This is a genomic window from Luteimonas sp. A611 (assembly GCF_054072715.1).
Genome location: NZ_JBSVRP010000010.1, coordinates 1 through 16,563 on the forward strand (window position 1 = coordinate 1; position 16,563 = coordinate 16,563).

Consider the following 16,563-nt stretch of genomic DNA (forward strand, 5'->3'; position numbering starts at 1 on the left):
TCTTCGTCAGCGCCGCCGTCAGCGTCGTCTTGCCGTGGTCCACGTGACCAATCGTGCCCACGTTCACGTGGGGCTTGGTGCGCTCGAACTTGCCCTTTGCCATGGTCTTTACCTCTGTATTCAAATCAATGATGTGTGTGCATGGCGCACCGGGGGCGGCGCGCCACGAAGCCGGGGATCAACCCTTCTTGATGACGGTCTCGGCGATGTTCGTCGGCGCCTCTTCGTAATGGTCGAATTCCATCGTGAAGGTGGCGCGGCCCTGCGACATCGAACGCAGCGAAGTCGCATAGCCGAACATCTCGCCCAGCGGGATCATCGCGTTGATGATCTTGCCCGAGAGGGTCTCGTCCTGGCCCTGCAGGACGCCGCGGCGACGGCTCACGTCGCCCATGACGTCGCCAAGGTAATCCTCGGGGCTGACGATCTCGACCTTCATGATCGGCTCGAGCAGCACCGGCCTGGCCTTGGCGAAGCCCTGCTTGAACGCCATCGAGGCGGCCAGCTTGAACGCCATTTCCGACGAGTCGACGTCATGGTACGAGCCGAACACCAGCTTGGCCTTGACGCCCACCACCGGGAAGCCCGCAAGCGGACCGCTGGTGATGGTTTCGCGCATGCCCTTCTCGACCGACGGGATGAACTCCTTCGGGATCACGCCACCGGTGATGTCGTTGAGGAACAGGAAATCGTCCTTGATGTCCGCCGCATGCTTCTCGCGGTCCTCTGCGGTCAGCGGCGACATCTCGATCACCACGTGGCCGTACTGACCCTTGCCGCCGGACTGCTTGGCGTGCTTGTAGTCGGACTTGACGTCCTTGGAGCGGATGGTTTCGCGATAGGCGACCTGCGGCTTGCCGACGTTGGCCTCGACGTTGAACTCGCGCTTCATGCGGTCGACGAGGATGTCCAGGTGCAGCTCGCCCATGCCGGAGATGATGGTCTGGCCAGACTCCTCGTCGGTCTTGACGCGGAACGACGGGTCTTCCTGGGCCAGCCGGCCCAGCGCCAGGCCCATCTTTTCCTGGTCGGACTTGGTCTTCGGCTCGACCGCCATCGAGATCACGGGCTCCGGGAACACCATGCGCTCGAGGATGATCGGCGCGTCCTGCGCGCACAGCGTATCGCCGGTGGTGACGTCCTTCAGGCCCACGGCCGCCGCGATGTCGCCGGCCAGCACTTGCTTGATCTCCTCGCGATTGTTGGAGTGCATCTGCAGCACGCGGCCGATGCGCTCCTTCTTGCCCTTGGTCGAGTTCAGCACCTGGTCGCCGGCGTTGAGCGTGCCCGAGTAGACGCGGAAGAAGGTCAGCGAACCCACGAACGGGTCGGTCATGATCTTGAACGCAAGCGCGGAGAACGGCGCCTTGTCGTTGGGGTCGCGGCTCAGCTCTTTGGTCTCGTCATCGACATCGACGCCGTTGATCGCAGGCACGTCGACCGGCGACGGAAGCAGCTGCACCACGCCGTCGAGCATGGCCTGGACGCCCTTGTTCTTGAACGCGGTGCCGCAGAACATCGGCACGATCTCGGTCTTCAGCGTGCGCTCGCGCAGGCCGCGGACGATCTCTTCCTCGGTCAGCTCGCCGCCTTCGAGGTACTTGTCCATAAGTTCTTCGCTGGCCTCAGCCGCGGACTCCACCATGAACGCGCGCGCTTCGGTCGCCTCTTCAAGCAGGTTGGCCGGGATCTCGCGATATTCGAAGTTCAGGCCCTGCGAGACGGTATCCCAGTGGATCGCCTTCATCTTGATCAGGTCGACCACGCCCTCGAAGCCGTCCTCGGCGCCGATCGGCACCTGCATCGGCACCGGCGAAGCACCCAGGCGCGCCTTCAGCTGGTCGCGCACCTTGACGAAGTTGGCACCGGTGCGGTCCATCTTGTTGACGAACGCGATGCGCGGCACGTGGTACTTGTTGGCCTGGCGCCACACCGTCTCCGACTGCGGCTGCACGCCACCGACCGCACACAGCACGAAGACCGCGCCGTCGAGCACGCGCAGCGAACGCTCGACTTCGATCGTGAAGTCGACGTGGCCGGGGGTGTCGATGATGTTGAAGCGGTGCTCGGGCAGGGACTTGTCCATGCCTTTCCAGAACGCCGTCGTGGCCGCGGACTGGATCGTGATGCCGCGTTCCTGCTCCTGCTCCATCCAGTCCATCGTCGCGGCGCCGTCGTGCACCTCGCCGATCTTGTGGCTCTTGCCGGTGTAGAACAGGATGCGCTCGGACGTCGTGGTCTTGCCGGCGTCGATGTGCGCCATGATGCCGAAGTTGCGATAGCGTTCGATGGGGGTCGTGCGGGCCACGGGATTGCCTCAGATTCAATGCGGTGGGAAGTCCGCGCACCGGGGCGGGGACCGTCGCGAGGGACTCGCTTCTTCAATGGCCGAATGCCGCCAGGCGGCGGCATCGGACACATCGCACGCGGCATCGCGCCGCGGAAGTGGCGCCGGTGGCGCCGCGGGGGCCGAAGACCGGCCCCACGTGGTGTGTCTTACCAGCGGTAGTGCGCGAACGCCTTGTTCGCATCCGCCATGCGGTGCGTTTCCTCGCGCTTCTTGATCGCGCCACCGCGGCTCTCGGAGGCGTCGATCAGTTCGGCAGCAAGCTTGCGCGGCATGGAGTTCTCGCCGCGCTTGCGCGCCGACTCGATCAGCCAGCGCATCGCCAGCGCCATGCGGCGCGACTGGCGCACCTCGACCGGCACCTGGTAGGTGGCGCCACCGACGCGACGCGACTTCACCTCGACCGACGGGGACACGTTGCCGAGGGCCTTTTCGACCACTTCGACGGCGTTGCTGTTCTTCTCGCTGATCACGTCCATCGCGCCATACACGATCTTCTCGGCGACAGACTTCTTGCCGCTCTTCATGACCATGTTGATGAAGCGGGCGATCGTCTCGCTCCCGTGCTTGGGATCGGGCAGGGTGGAACGTTGGGGAGTATTACCTTTACGCGACATGATTCAGTTTCCTCAGGCCTTCGGGCGCTTGGCGCCGTACTTGGAACGCGCCTGCTTGCGCTTGGCGACGCCGGCGGCATCGAGCGAGCCGCGCACGGTGTGGTAACGCACGCCCGGCAGGTCCTTGACGCGACCGCCACGGATCAGCACCACGCTGTGCTCCTGCAGGTTGTGGCCTTCGCCGCCGATGTACGAAATGACTTCGTACCCGTTGGTCAGGCGCACCTTGGCGACCTTGCGCAGCGCCGAGTTCGGCTTCTTCGGGGTCGTGGTGTAGACGCGGGTGCACACGCCCCGACGCTGCGGGCAGTTGGCCAGCGCGGGAGAGTTGCTCTTGTAGATTTCAGGGCTGCGCGGCTTGCGCACCAGCTGATTGATCGTTGCCATCGGTCAGTGGTTTCTTGGGTTTCGGGGCGGATGCCCTCGTGAAAACGACGGCAGGCGGGAAGACCCGACCTGCCGAGACGAAAAAGTATAGCCCGCGCTGACGGAGACCGTCAACGCAAGCCATGCTTCCGGTCCCGTCACCGCGGTCACCCGCTGCCGGACCAAATGCTGCTTCCGCCCATCCTGGGCCGAAAACGAGGCGCTCCCTGCGCCTCATTTCGAGATCTGGGCCCCCTTGTCGGGGGCCGCGTACCGCAACTCAGCTCGCGCTGGACTCCTGGCCGGCCGCTTCGACCGTCGGAGCGTCCTCGATCATCACCGCAGCCGGATCGGCCGCGACGGCGGTCGCGACCGCCGCCTGCACCGGCGCACCCGTAAGCGCGTCGAGCTCGGCGTCGGTCAGCCCCGCGGCCTTGTTGCGGCGACGGGTGTGGTAGGCCAGGCCGGTGCCCGCCGGGATCAGGCGGCCGACGATGACGTTCTCCTTGAGGCCACGCAGGCCGTCGCGGGTGCCGCGGACGGCAGCCTCGGTCAGCACGCGGGTGGTCTCCTGGAAGGACGCCGCCGACAGGAACGACTCGGTCGCCAGCGAAGCCTTGGTGATGCCCAGCAACACCGGGTCGGCGCGGACCGGCAGCTCGTTCTTGGCGGCGAGCTTCAGGTTCTCCTCGATCACGCGCTGGCGCTCGGCCTGCTCACCGGCCAGGTAACGGCTGTCGCCCGGGTCGGTGATCTCGACCTTGCGCAGCATCTGGCGAACGATCACCTCGATGTGCTTGTCGTTGATCTTCACGCCCTGCAGGCGATACACGTCCTGGATTTCCCTGGTCAGGTACACGGCCAGCGGCTCGACCCCGAGCAGACGCAGGATGTCCTGCGGCGTCGGCTCGCCGTCCACCACGGTCTCGCCCTTCTCCACGTGCTCGCCTTCGAACACGATGATCTGGCGGTACTTGGGAATCAGCTCCTCGTGATCGTCACCGTCGGGCGCCTTGATGATCAGGCGCTGCTTGCCCTTGGTGTCCTTGCCGAAGCTCACCACGCCGGACTTCTCGGCGAGGATCGCCGGGTCCTTCGGCTTGCGGGCCTCGAACAGGTCGGCCACGCGCGGCAGGCCGCCGGTGATGTCGCGGGTCTTCGACGCTTCCTGCGGGATCTTGGCGACCACGTCGCCCACGCCCACCGGCGCACCATCCTGCAGGTTGACGATCGAGCGCGGCGGCAGCATGTACTGCGCCGGCAGGTCGGTGCCCGGGATGTTGAGGTCGTTGCCGTCCTTGTCGATGATCCGCACGATCGGACGCAGGTCCTTGCCCTGCGAGCCACGGCGCTTGGGATCGGAGATCTCGCGCGAGGCCAGGCCGGTCAGTTCGTCAGTCTTCTCGACGACAGTGACGCCGTCGACGAAGTCCACGAAGCGGATCGAACCGGCCACTTCCGAGACGATCGGGTGGTTATGCGGATCCCAGTTGGCCACGGTCTGGCCAGCCTTGATCTCGGCGCCGTCCTTGACCGTGATCGTGGAGCCGTAGGGCAGCTTGTAGCGCTCGCGCTCGCGGCCGTGGCCGTCGAGCACCGACAGCTCGCCCGAACGTGAGACGACCGTCAGGTTGCCGCTGGCGTGCTGCACCGTCTTGAGGTTGTTGAACTTGATCGAGCCGGTGGTCTTGACCGTCACGTTGTCGATGGCCGCCGCACGCGAGGCCGCGCCACCGATGTGGAACGTACGCATGGTCAGCTGGGTGCCGGGTTCGCCGATCGACTGCGCGGCGACGACGCCGACCGCTTCGCCGAGGTTGACGATGTGGCCACGGCCCAAGTCGCGGCCGTAGCAGTGCGCGCAGACGCCGAAGCTGCTTTCGCAGGTGATCGTCGAGCGCACCTTGAACGACTGCACGCTCGCGTCTTCCAGCTTCTGCACCCAGGCTTCGTCGAGCAGGGTGTTGCGGGTGACGATCGGATCCTCGTCGTTGCCCGGCAGGAACACGTCCTCGGCCACGACGCGGCCCAGCACGCGGTCGCGCAGCGGCTCGACCACGTCGCCGCCTTCCACGATCGGTGCCATGGTCAGGCCGTTCATCGTCCCGCAATCGCTTTCGGTGATCACCACGTCCTGGGCCACGTCGACCAGGCGACGGGTCAGGTAACCGGAGTTGGCGGTCTTCAGCGCGGTATCCGCCAGGCCCTTGCGGGCACCGTGGGTCGAGATGAAGTACTGCTGGACGTTCAGGCCCTCGCGGAAGTTCGAGGTGATCGGGGTCTCGATGATCGAGCCGTCGGGCTTGGCCATCAGGCCACGCATGCCGGCCAGCTGGCGGATCTGCGCCTGCGAACCACGCGCGCCGGAATCGGCCATGATGTAGATCGAGTTCATCGACTTCTGGTCGATGGTCTCGCCCTTGGCGTTGAGCACCTTCTCGGTGCCGATGGTGTCCATCATCGCCTTGGCCACGCGCTCGTTGGTGCGCGACCAGATGTCGACCACCTTGTTGTAGCGCTCGCCCGCGGTGACCAGGCCCGACTGGTACTGCTGCTGGATTTCCAGCACCTCGGTCTCGGCCTCGGCGAGGATGCCCTTCTTCTCGTCGGGGATGATCATGTCGTCGATGCCGATCGACACGCCGGCGCGGGTCGCGAAGGCGAAGCCGGTGTACATCAGCTTGTCGGCGAACACGACCGTGTCCTTCAGGCCCAGCATGCGGTAGCAGCTGTTGATCAGGCGCGAGATGTTCTTCTTGCTCAGCTCGGTGTTGGCCAGCGCGAACGGCAGGCCCTCGGGCAGGATCTCGGCCAGCAGCGCGCGGCCGACCGTGGTGTCCACGATCGAGCTCTTCTTCTCGCGATTGCCGTCCTCGTCGATCACCGTCTCGATGATGCGCACCTTCACCTTGGCGTGCAGGCCGGCCGCCTTGTTGTCGTAGGCGCGGCGCGCTTCGGCGACGTTGGCGAACACCATGCCCTCGCCCGGGGTGTTCTCCAGCGCACGGGTCATGTAGTACAGGCCGAGCACCACGTCCTGCGAGGGAACGATGATCGGCTCGCCGTTGGCGGGCGAGAGGATGTTGTTGGTCGACATCATCAACGCGCGCGCTTCCAGCTGGGCTTCCAGCGAAAGCGGCACGTGCACGGCCATCTGGTCACCGTCGAAGTCGGCGTTGAACGCGGTGCAGACCAGCGGGTGCAGCTGGATCGCCTTGCCCTCGATCAGCACCGGCTCGAAGGCCTGGATGCCGAGGCGGTGCAGCGTCGGCGCACGGTTGAGCAGCACCGGATGCTCGCGGATCACCTCTTCGAGGATGTCCCACACCTCGGCCTCTTCGCGCTCGACCAGCTTCTTGGCCGCCTTGATCGTCGTGGCCAGGCCACGGCGCTGCAGCTTGGCGAAGATGAAGGGCTTGAACAGCTCCAGCGCCATCTTCTTGGGCAGGCCGCACTCGTGCAGGCGCAGGGTCGGGCCGACCACGATGACCGAACGGCCCGAGTAGTCGACGCGCTTGCCGAGCAGGTTCTGGCGGAAGCGGCCCTGCTTGCCCTTGATCATGTCGGCCAGCGACTTGAGCGGACGCTTGTTGGTGCCGGTGATGGCGCGGCCGCGGCGGCCGTTGTCCATCAGGGCGTCAACCGACTCCTGCAGCATGCGCTTCTCGTTGCGCACGATGATGTCGGGCGCGTTGAGTTCGAGCAGGCGGCGCAGGCGGTTGTTGCGGTTGATGACGCGGCGGTAGAGGTCGTTGAGGTCGGAGGTCGCGAAGCGGCCACCGTCCAGCGGCACCAGCGGACGCAGGTCCGGCGGCAGCACCGGCAGCACGGTCATGACCATCCACTCGGGGCGGTTACCCGACTCGAGGAAGGCCTCGACCAGCTTGATGCGCTTGGTCAGCCGCTTGAGCTTGGTCTCCGAACCGGTGGCGGCGATGTCTTCCTTCAGCTTGACCGTCTCGGCCTGCAGGTCGATGGTGCGCAGCAGGTCGAACACGGCTTCGGCGCCCATGGCGGCGTCGAAATCATCGCCGTGCTCCTGGCGCATCTGCATGTACTGCTCTTCGTTGAGCAACTGGCCGCGCTCGAGCGGGGTCAGGCCCGGCTCGGTGACGACGAACGCCTCGAAGTACAGGATGCGCTCGATGTCGCGCAGGGTCATGTCCAGCATCAGGCCGATGCGCGAAGGCAGCGACTTGAGGAACCAGATGTGCGCGACCGGCGAGGCCAGGTCGATGTGGCCCATGCGCTCGCGGCGCACCTTGGCCAGGGTCACTTCGGTGCCGCACTTCTCGCAGACCACGCCGCGGTGCTTCATGCGCTTGTACTTGCCGCACAGGCACTCGTAGTCCTTCACCGGTCCGAAGATGGCGGCGCAGAACAGGCCGTCGCGTTCGGGCTTGAAGGTGCGGTAGTTGATGGTCTCGGGCTTCTTCACTTCGCCGTAGGACCACGAACGGATCAGGTCCGGGGAAGCGAGCGCGATCTTGATCGCGTCGAAGTCCGGCGTCGGACGGTGCTGGTTGAAGAGGTTCAGAAGGTCTTTCATGTGTTTCTCCGGGATCTGGAATCGAGGACGGGGCTGCGGTGCTTGCCGGTGGCGGGCGCGTCATGCGCGCCCTGCCCCCGGCTGCGTCCTCAGTTCTCTTCCAGCTCCATGTTGATCGCGAGCGAGCGGATTTCCTTGACCAGGACGTTGAAGGACTCCGGCATGCCGGCGACCATCTCGTACTCGCCGTCGACGATGTTCTTGTACATCTGGTTGCGGCCCTGCACGTCGTCGGACTTCACCGTCAGCATTTCCTGCATGGTGTAGGCCGCGCCGTAGGCTTCCAGCGCCCACATTTCCATTTCGCCGAAGCGCTGGCCGCCGAACTGCGCCTTGCCGCCCAGCGGCTGCTGGGTGACGAGCGAGTACGGACCGGTGGAGCGCGCATGCATCTTGTCGTCGACCAGGTGGTTGAGCTTGAGCATGTGCATGTAGCCCACGGTCACCTTGCGCTCGAATGCCTCGCCGGTGCGGCCGTCGTACAGCTGGGCCTGGCCGCTGGTCGGCAGGTCGGCCAGTTCGAGCATCCGCTTGATCTCGGCCTCGGACGCACCGTCGAACACCGGGGTCGCCATCGGCACGCCGTCGACCAGGTTCTTGGACAGCCTGATCAGTTCGTCGTCGCTGAACTGCTTGAGGTCGACGCGCTGCGCGAAGATTTCCTTGTCGTGGTTGTAGATCTCGTCGAGGAACTTGCGCAGGTCGGCCACCTTGGCCTGCGCCTGCAGCATCGCGTCGATCTTGCGGCCCAGGCCCTTTGCCGCCCAGCCCAGGTGCGTTTCCAGGATCTGGCCGATGTTCATGCGGCTCGGAACGCCCAGCGGGTTGAGCACGATGTCGACGGTCTCGCCGTTGGCCATGTGCGGCATGTCCTCGACCGGAACGATCGTGGACACCACGCCCTTGTTGCCGTGCCGGCCGGCCATCTTGTCGCCCGGCTGGATGCGGCGCTTCACGGCCAGGTAGACCTTGACCATCTTCAGCACGCCCGGCGCCAGGTCGTCGCCCTGCATGATCTTGCCGCGCTTGTCGGCGAAACGCTTCTCGAACTCCTTCTCGTGCGCCTCGATCTGCTTCTGCGCGCGCTCGATCGCGTCGGACGCTTCGTCATCCTTCATGCGCAGCTGGAACCAGTCGGACTTCTTCAGCCCGTCGAGCACCAGCGAGGTGACCGTGTCGCCCTTCTTCAGGCCAGGACCACCGTTGGCCGTGCGACCCAGCAGCTGCGAGCGCAGGCGGTTATAGATCGCCGCCTCGAGGATGCGGAACTGGTCGTCGAAGTCCTTCTTGACGCGCTTGACCTCGGACTCCTCGATCTGGCGCGCACGTTTGTCCTTCTCGATGCCGTCGCGGGTGAAGACCTGCACGTCGATGACGGTGCCGTCCATGCCCGGGGGCACGCGCAGCGAGCTGTCCTTCACGTCCGAGGCCTTCTCGCCGAAGATCGCGCGCAGCAGCTTCTCCTCCGGGGTCAGCTGGCTCTCGCCCTTGGGCGTGACCTTGCCGACCAGGATGTCGCCGGCGCGCACTTCCGCGCCGATGTACACCACGCCCGACTCGTCGAGGCGGTTGAGCGCCTGTTCGGAGACGTTCGGGATGTCGGCCGAGATCTCCTCCGGCCCGAGCTTGGTGTCACGCGCAACCGCGGTCAGTTCCTCGATGTGGATCGTGGTGTAGCGGTCTTCCTGGACCACGCGCTCCGACAGCAGGATCGAGTCCTCGAAGTTGTAGCCGTTCCACGGCATGAACGCGACCAGCATGTTCTGGCCCAGGGCCAGCTCGCCGATGTCGGTCGAGGGGCCGTCGGCCAGCACGTCGCCGCGCGCGATCACGTCGCCCACGTTGACCAGCGGGGTCTGATTGATGCAGGTGTTCTGGTTGGAGCGCGTGTACTTGATCAGGTTGTAGATGTCGACGCCGGCATCGGTCTCGCCGGAGATCTCGTCCTCGTTGGCCTTGACCACGATGCGGCCGGCGTCGATCTGCTCGATCACGCCACCGCGGCGCGCGTTCACCGTCACGCCCGAGTCGCGCGCCACGGCGCGCTCGATGCCGGTGCCCACCAGCGGCTTCTGCGCACGCAGCGTCGGCACGGCCTGGCGCTGCATGTTGGCGCCCATCAGCGCGCGGTTGGCGTCGTCGTGCTCCAGGAACGGCACCAGCGCCGCGGCGACCGACACGGTCTGCATCGGCGAGACGTCCATGTAGTGGATCTCGGCCGGCGGCTTGAGCAGGTTCTCGCCCTGGAAGCGGCAGGACACGAACTGCGCGTCAAGGTTGCCCTTGGCATCCTGCGGCGAGTCGGCCTGGGCGATGACGAACTCGTTCTCCTCGATCGCCGACAGGTATTCGATGTCGTCGGTGACGCGACCCTCCACGACCTTGCGGTAGGGGGTCTCGAGGAAGCCGTAGTTGTTGGTGCGGGCGAACACCGCCAGCGAGTTGATCAGACCGATGTTCGGGCCTTCCGGCGTCTCGATGGTGCAGACGCGGCCGTAGTGGGTCGGATGCACGTCGCGCACTTCGAAGCCGGCGCGCTCGCGGGTCAGGCCGCCCGGGCCAAGCGCGGACACGCGGCGCTTGTGGGTGACTTCCGAGAGCGGGTTGTTCTGGTCCATGAACTGCGACAGCTGCGACGAACCGAAGAACTCCTTCACCGCCGCCGCGACCGGCTTGGCGTTGATCAGCTCCTGCGGGGTCAGGCCGTCGTTTTCGGCCATGGTCAGACGCTCGCGCACGGCGCGCTCGACGCGCACCAGGCCGACGCGGAACACGTTCTCGGCCATCTCGCCGACCGAACGCACGCGGCGGTTGCCGAGGTGGTCGATGTCGTCGACCACGCCGCGGCCGTTGCGGATTTCGGTCAGCACCTTGATCACGTCGAGGATGTCGGACGTGTCACCGCAGGCTTCGCGCAGGCGCCCCGACTCCTCGTCCTTGCGCTCGGCGAAGTACTTGGCGTCGTACAGCACCGCCGAGCCGGTAACCTCGCGGCGACCCAGGCGGCGGTTGAACTTCATCCGGCCCACGCCCGACAGGTCGTAGCGCTCGAAGGCGAAGAACAGGTTGTGGAACAGGTTCTGCGCAGCGTCCTTGGTCGGCGGCTCGCCGGGACGCATCATGCGGTAGATCTCGACCAGCGCGTCGAGCTGGGTCTTGGTGGCGTCCACGCGCAGCGTGTTCGACAGGTAGGCGCCACGGTCGAGGTCGTTGGTCCAGATCGTGCCGACCACCTCGATGCCGGCCTTGCGGAAGGCCACCAGCATTTCGTCGGTGATCTCGTCGTTGGCCAAGGCGATCAGCTCGCCGGTCGAGGCGTCGACCACGTCGTGCGAGAGCACGCGGCCCACCACGTACTCGTCGGGCACGGCCAGGGCGGCGACGCCGGCAGCTTCGAGCTGCTTGACGTGGCGCGCGGTGACGCGCTTGCCGGCCTCGACAATCACCTTGTCACCATCGGCCAGGTCGAAGTTCAAGGTCTCGCCGCGCAGGCGCTCGGGCACCAGTTCCAGCTCCACGCCCTCGCCTTCGGGCAGGACGTGGAAGGTGTTGATCTCGAAGAACTCGTTGAGCATCTCTTCGTTGTTGTAGCCCAGCGCGCGCAGCAGCACGCTGACCGGCAGCTTGCGGCGGCGGTCGATGCGGGTGTACAGCGCGTCCTTCGGGTCGAACTCGAAGTCCAGCCACGAGCCGCGGTAGGGGATCACGCGCGCGGAGAACAGCAGCTTGCCCGAGCTGTGGGTCTTGCCACGGTCGTGGTCGAAGAACACGCCCGGCGAACGGTGCAGCTGCGAGACGATGACGCGCTCGGTGCCGTTGACGATGAAGGTGCCGTTGCCGGTCATGAGCGGGATCTCGCCCATGTAGACCTCCTGCTCCTTCACGTACTTGATGGCCTTGTTCGACGACTCGCGGTCGTAGATCACCAGGCGCACGGTTACGCGCAGCGGCGCGCCGTAGCTCATGCCGCGCTGGCGGCACTCGCGCTCGTCGAACACCGGCTCGCCAAGCTTGTAGCCGACGTATTCGAGGGCGGCGTAGCCGTTGTAGCTGACGATCGGGAACACCGACTTGAGGGCTGCGTGCAGGCCCTTGTCATCGCGCTTGTTCGGGTCCTTGTCGGCCTGCAGGAACTCGCGATAGGAGTCGACCTGGATGGCGAGCAGGAACGGCACCTCGAGGATCGAGCGGCGCTTCCCGAAATTCTTGCGGATGCGCTTCTTCTCGGTGAACGAGTAGTTCGACTGGAGCTGGGACGTCGTCATGGGGAGCTGATGCCTCGGTCTGGGACCTGCGCGGACGCAGGCCCTTGAAAACGAAAAGTTGTCACTGGACAGTTGCTGGTATTGCCGGCACCAGCACGCCTTCTCCCGCTACTGACCACTGACAACTGTGTGGAGCAGGGAGCAGGTCCGGGATTCGGGATTGGAAAAAGCCGCGCAAACGCCTGCTTTCCCGAATTCCGAATCCCGCAGCCGTCTCCCGGCATTACAACGACCGAAGGCCGGGGGCGTACGGCCCCCAGCCTCGGCTTCCGCCCTCATTCCCGCGTGGGCGGGAATGAGGCGGCTCCTGCTTTGATTTGCACTCGGTTGAGGGCCAATCTTTACCTCGGTTGGCTTCCGCTTTCGCGGAGACCGTGGATGACCAGCCCTGCGGGCTGTTGCAATCCGCTTCCCGCATTCGCGGGAATGCCGCTCGGCCAGCCACGCGCCCTGCGGCGCGTGGGGCCTGACGTCACTTGACTTCGACGGTCGCGCCGGCAGCCTCGAGGTCCTTCTTGCACTTCTCGGCTTCGTCCTTCGACACGGCTTCCTTCAGGACGCCGCCGGCCTCGGTGAGGTCCTTGGCTTCCTTCAGGCCCAGGCCGGTGATGGCGCGAACGGCCTTGATGACCTCGACCTTCTTGTCGCCGGCCGACTTCAGGGTGACGGTGAACTCGGTCTGCTCTTCGACAGCCGCGGCCGGGCCGGCGGCGGCGGCCGCGGCAACCGGGGCGGCGGCGGAGACGCCGAACTTCTCTTCGATGGCCTTGACCAGCTCCACCACTTCCATCAGGGACTTCTCGGCGATCGCGTCGACGATCTGTTCGTTGGTAAGGGACATGGATGTTTACCTTTGGAAATTATCTGGGATTGGGTTCAAGCGAACCGGATGACGTCGAACTCAGGCTTCGGCCGCGGCTTCTTCGGCGGCGGCCTCGGCCGGCGCTTCCTCGCCACCACCCTGCTTGTCGGCCACGGCCTTGACGGCACGGGCAAACATCGCGGCGGGCTCGATCAGCACGCGGGCCAGCATGGCCAGCGCCTGGTCGAGGGTCGGCAGCGCAGCCAGGACGTCCACATGGCTGGCGGGATACAGCTCGCCACCCACGGAGACCACCTTCGGCTGCAGCTTGTCGTTGCCCTTGGCGAACTCCTTGATCAGGCGACCGGCAGCGCCGGGCTCCTCCGTCGAAAACGCGTACAGCAGGGGACCGACGAGTTCGCTCTTGACGCACTCGTATTCGGTACCTTCGACGGCGCGCGCGGCCAGCGTGTTCTTGACAACCTTCAAGTACACGCCTTCCTCGCGGGCCTTCTTGCGCATGGCGGTCATTTGCGCGACCGTCGTGCCTGCGTATTCGGCGGCGACCAGGGAGTGCGCCTTGGCGGCGACGTCTGCCAGCTCGGCGACAACTTGTTGCTTCTGGGACAGATTGAGAGCCATACACTCCTCACTTATTGACTCCGCTCGCGACTCCTGCCGCTTGCGGTCCTGGACGGCATCCGGTCCGTGGACGCCGGGGACGCGAAGGTCCCGGGTTGGTGGCCTGTCCGGCTGGTCCGTGAACGCACCAGAACAACTTCCAGAAGGCGGCACCATCTGCGCAGGCGGACCCCGGAGGGTTCGATTAAGCGATCCCGCTAGCCACGACGGCGATTCCATGCCAGCACGAGCTCCATGCCCGTCGTCGTTGCGCGCTGACCGCACCTGCGGTCTTTGACGGCTGTCGTCGCTGGCCTGGGCCTGCGGCGACTGCCCTCAACGCCCCGCCCGTTGCCGGGCGAAGCGGTAACACGATTACTTCAGGCTCAGCGTCGACGGGTCGACGATGACGCCGGGGCCCATCGTCGAGCTGACCGAGATCTTCTGCAGGTACTGGCCCTTCGAGGTCGCAGGCTTGGCCTTGACCAGGTCGATCAGCAGCGCCTGCAGGTTTTCCTTGAGACGCTCGGACCCGAAGTCGGCCTTGCCGATGGTGCAGTGGATGATGCCGGCCTTGTCGGTGCGGTAGCGGACCTGGCCGCCCTTGGCGTTCTTGACCGCCTCGCCCGGGTTCGGCGATACAGTGCCGACCTTCGGGTTGGGCATCAGGCCACGCGGGCCGAGCAGCGTGCCGAGCTTGCCGACCACGCGCATCGCGTCCGGGGTGGCGATCACGACGTCATAGCTGAGGTCGCCGCCCTGCATCTTCTCGGCCAGGTCGTCCATGCCGACGGCATCGGCACCGGCCGCCAGGGCCTCCTCGGCCTTGGCACCGGCCGGGGCGAACACCGCGACGCGCACGCTCTTGCCGGTGCCCTGCGGCAGCACGGTCGAGCCGCGCACCTGCTGGTCCGACTTCTTGGCATCGACGCCCAGGCGGACGGCTACGTCCACGGCCTCGACGAACTTGGCCTTGCTGTGTTCCTTGATGATCTTCAGGGCGTCATCGATCGCATACGCCTTGCCCGGCTGCACGGCGGCCTGGATCGCCTTCTGTCGCTTGTTCAGTGCCATGGTCTCAGCCCTCCACCGTCAGGCCCATCGAACGGGCAGAACCCGCGATGGTGCGTACCGCTGCTTCCAGCTCGGCTGCGGTCAGGTCCGCTTCCTTCGCCTTGGCGATGTCTTCGAGCTGGGCACGGGTGACCTTGCCCACCTTCTCGGTGTTTGGGCGCTTGGAGCCGGAGGTGACGCCAGCCGCCTTCTTCAGCAGCACCGTGGCCGGCGTGCTCTTGGTCACGAAGGTGAAGGTGCGGTCCGAATACGCGGTGATGATCACCGGCGTCGGCAGGCCGGGCTCGAGCTTGGAGGTCGCGGCATTGAACGCCTTGCAGAACTCCATGATGTTCAGGCCGCGCTGGCCCAGCGCGGGGCCGACCGGCGGCGAGGGGTTGGCCTGACCGGCCTTCACCTGCAGCTTGATGTAACCGACTACTTTCTTTGCCATTTTTCTGTTCTCTCCGGGTGCAAGCGCCGTTCAGGCTCCCCATCGGGCCGGGAACATGTCATCTGGAGCAGCGCGTCCCGGCGTCGCGGTGCTCCTTCCACGCGAAAGACCGCCAATACGGCGGCCTGCGATTCTGCCCGGCTTCCCGGGCGGGGAGCCGGCTAGTATAGCGACTTTCCCGGGCTTCTGCAGCCCGGGCGCCCTCAGGCCTTTTCGATCTGGGCGAACTCGAGCTCGACCGGGGTGGATCGGCCAAAGATCAGCACCGCCACGCGCACGCGGCTCTTCTCGTAGTTGACTTCCTCGACCACGCCGTTGAAGTCGTTGAACGGACCGTCGACCACGCGGACCATCTGGCCCGACTCGAACAGGACCTTGGGCCGGGGCTTCTCGACGCCTTCCTGGACGCGGTCGAGGATGGCCGTGGCCTCCTCGTCGCGGATCGGCAGCGGGCGATCGGCGGTGCCGCCGATGAAGCCCATCACCTTCGGCGTTTCCTTGACCAGGTGCCAGCTCTCGCTGTCCATGCGCGGGATGCCGCCCTCGTCGCGGGTCACGATCTGCACGAGCACGTAGCCGGGGAAGAACTTGCGCTCGGAGCGGCGCTTCTGGCCAGAGCGCATCTCGATCACTTCTTCGGTCGGGACCAGGACGTCGCCAAAGCGATCCTGCATCTCCGCACGGGCGATGCGGTCACGCAGCGCCTGCGCCACCGACTTTTCAAAGCCGGAATACGCATGCACCACATACCAACGCTTGACGCCTTCCGCTTCCATCAAACCCGTGTCTCCAGTCATTGCCCGAGGAACAGCTGCACCAGCCACTTGATGACCGTATCGAACCCGGCCAGCAACAACGCGATGATGATCACCACGATCATCACCACCCAGGTCATGCGCATGGCTTCCTGGCGCGTCGGCCAGACCACCTTGCGCAGTTCGAAGCGCGATTCGGACAGGAATTCGCGCGTCTGGCGGCCCTTGAGGCTGGTCATGAACACCGCCACGCCCGCCACCACGCCCAGCACCACCATGCCAATCCGGGCCGGAGCCGGCCACTGCGCTTCGAACCAGTAGAAGGCGAACAGGCCGGACACAACCAGCAGCAGCGCCAGTGCGTACTTGACCATGTCGCCAGCCGACGTGTTGCCGGATTGCTCGACTCTACTGTTCACTCGACTCGCTACTCTGGATGGCACGCCAGGAGGGACTCGAACCCCCAACCTGCGGTTTTGGAGACCGCTGCTCTGCCAATTGAGCTACTGGCGTATCTTTGAATTATGCCGCTTCCGGAAAAGGCAATGGCGGCTTGCGCCGCCTTTGCCTGTTCCGGCCATCTCCGAGGAGAGGGGAAGCGGGGACTCCTTGCGCGGCGGGGGATGGGGATCCCTCGCTGCGTTCGGGATGATGTTCCGGCAGCCGTGCGCGCAAGGCGCGCACGGGCCGTCACATCACTTGACGATCTTTGCCACCACGCCGGCGCCGACGGT

Annotated in this window: 12 protein-coding genes and 1 tRNA gene; all 13 read right to left on the minus strand. The window is 65.7% G+C overall.

Translation table 11 applies throughout. The annotated features are described in order from the left end of the window. Positions 1-103: GTP-binding protein (locus ACW5EG_RS16870; protein ID WP_033833047.1), on the minus strand; the 103-nt coding region annotated here is incomplete at its 3' end. Positions 104-178: 75 nt separating this feature from the next. Then, positions 179-2,308 (minus strand): elongation factor G, encoded by a 2,130-nt coding sequence (gene fusA, locus ACW5EG_RS16875; protein WP_457020484.1) that lies wholly within the window; start codon positions 2,306-2,308, stop codon positions 179-181. A 188-nt stretch (positions 2,309-2,496) separates the two neighbouring features. Then, positions 2,497-2,964 (minus strand): 30S ribosomal protein S7, encoded by a 468-nt coding sequence (gene rpsG / locus ACW5EG_RS16880; protein ID WP_457020483.1) that lies wholly within the window; start codon positions 2,962-2,964, stop codon positions 2,497-2,499. A gap of 12 nt (positions 2,965-2,976) precedes the next feature. Next, positions 2,977-3,351: a 30S ribosomal protein S12 gene (gene rpsL / locus ACW5EG_RS16885; RefSeq protein ID WP_457020482.1), complete on the minus strand. Its 375-nt coding sequence runs from the start codon at positions 3,349-3,351 to the stop codon at positions 2,977-2,979. Positions 3,352-3,610: 259 nt separating this feature from the next. Continuing rightward, on the minus strand, positions 3,611-7,879 hold the full coding sequence (gene rpoC, locus ACW5EG_RS16890; protein ID WP_457020481.1) for a DNA-directed RNA polymerase subunit beta': 4,269 nt from the start codon (positions 7,877-7,879) through the stop codon (positions 3,611-3,613). A gap of 89 nt (positions 7,880-7,968) precedes the next feature. After that, positions 7,969-12,144, minus strand: a complete 4,176-nt coding sequence (rpoB, locus tag ACW5EG_RS16895) for a DNA-directed RNA polymerase subunit beta (RefSeq protein WP_457020480.1) — start codon at positions 12,142-12,144, stop codon at positions 7,969-7,971. Positions 12,145-12,616: 472 nt separating this feature from the next. After that, positions 12,617-12,985 (minus strand): 50S ribosomal protein L7/L12, encoded by a 369-nt coding sequence (rplL, locus tag ACW5EG_RS16900; RefSeq protein WP_457020479.1) that lies wholly within the window; start codon positions 12,983-12,985, stop codon positions 12,617-12,619. 60 nt (positions 12,986-13,045) lie between these two features. Continuing rightward, positions 13,046-13,588: a 50S ribosomal protein L10 gene (rplJ, locus tag ACW5EG_RS16905; RefSeq protein WP_457020478.1), complete on the minus strand. Its 543-nt coding sequence runs from the start codon at positions 13,586-13,588 to the stop codon at positions 13,046-13,048. Between the two features lie 354 nt (positions 13,589-13,942). Next, the gene (rplA, locus tag ACW5EG_RS16910) at positions 13,943-14,641 is read right to left on the minus strand and encodes a 50S ribosomal protein L1 (protein ID WP_457020477.1); all 699 of its coding nucleotides are present in this window, start codon (positions 14,639-14,641) and stop codon (positions 13,943-13,945) included. 4 nt (positions 14,642-14,645) lie between these two features. Continuing rightward, positions 14,646-15,074: a 50S ribosomal protein L11 gene (rplK, locus tag ACW5EG_RS16915; RefSeq protein WP_457020476.1), complete on the minus strand. Its 429-nt coding sequence runs from the start codon at positions 15,072-15,074 to the stop codon at positions 14,646-14,648. A 203-nt stretch (positions 15,075-15,277) separates the two neighbouring features. Further along, positions 15,278-15,850, minus strand: coding sequence for a transcription termination/antitermination protein NusG (gene nusG, locus ACW5EG_RS16920; protein WP_457020475.1), 573 nt, complete (start codon positions 15,848-15,850; stop codon positions 15,278-15,280). Positions 15,851-15,867: 17 nt separating this feature from the next. Continuing rightward, a complete protein-coding gene (secE, locus tag ACW5EG_RS16925; protein WP_457020474.1) occupies positions 15,868-16,248 on the minus strand; it encodes a preprotein translocase subunit SecE in 381 nt (126 codons plus the stop codon). Positions 16,249-16,266: 18 nt separating this feature from the next. Then, a tRNA-Trp gene (locus ACW5EG_RS16930) sits at positions 16,267-16,342 on the minus strand. Between the last annotated feature and the right edge of the window lie 221 nt (positions 16,343-16,563).

Excerpts from the sequence above, each read along its gene's own strand:
- rpoC (WP_457020481.1), bottom strand. The coding sequence starts at position 7,879 with ATGAAAGACCTTCTGAACCTCTTCAACCAGCACCGTCCGACGCCGGAC.
- rplA (WP_457020477.1), bottom strand. The coding sequence starts at position 14,641 with ATGGCACTGAACAAGCGACAGAAGGCGATCCAGGCCGCCGTGCAGCCG.
- nusG (WP_457020475.1), bottom strand. The coding sequence starts at position 15,850 with ATGGAAGCGGAAGGCGTCAAGCGTTGGTATGTGGTGCATGCGTATTCC.
- rplK (WP_457020476.1), bottom strand. The coding sequence starts at position 15,074 with ATGGCAAAGAAAGTAGTCGGTTACATCAAGCTGCAGGTGAAGGCCGGT.
- rplJ (WP_457020478.1), bottom strand. The coding sequence starts at position 13,588 with ATGGCTCTCAATCTGTCCCAGAAGCAACAAGTTGTCGCCGAGCTGGCA.
- rpoB (WP_457020480.1), bottom strand. The coding sequence starts at position 12,144 with ATGACGACGTCCCAGCTCCAGTCGAACTACTCGTTCACCGAGAAGAAG.
- rpsL (WP_457020482.1), bottom strand. The coding sequence starts at position 3,351 with ATGGCAACGATCAATCAGCTGGTGCGCAAGCCGCGCAGCCCTGAAATC.
- rpsG (WP_457020483.1), bottom strand. The coding sequence starts at position 2,964 with ATGTCGCGTAAAGGTAATACTCCCCAACGTTCCACCCTGCCCGATCCC.
- rplL (WP_457020479.1), bottom strand. The coding sequence starts at position 12,985 with ATGTCCCTTACCAACGAACAGATCGTCGACGCGATCGCCGAGAAGTCC.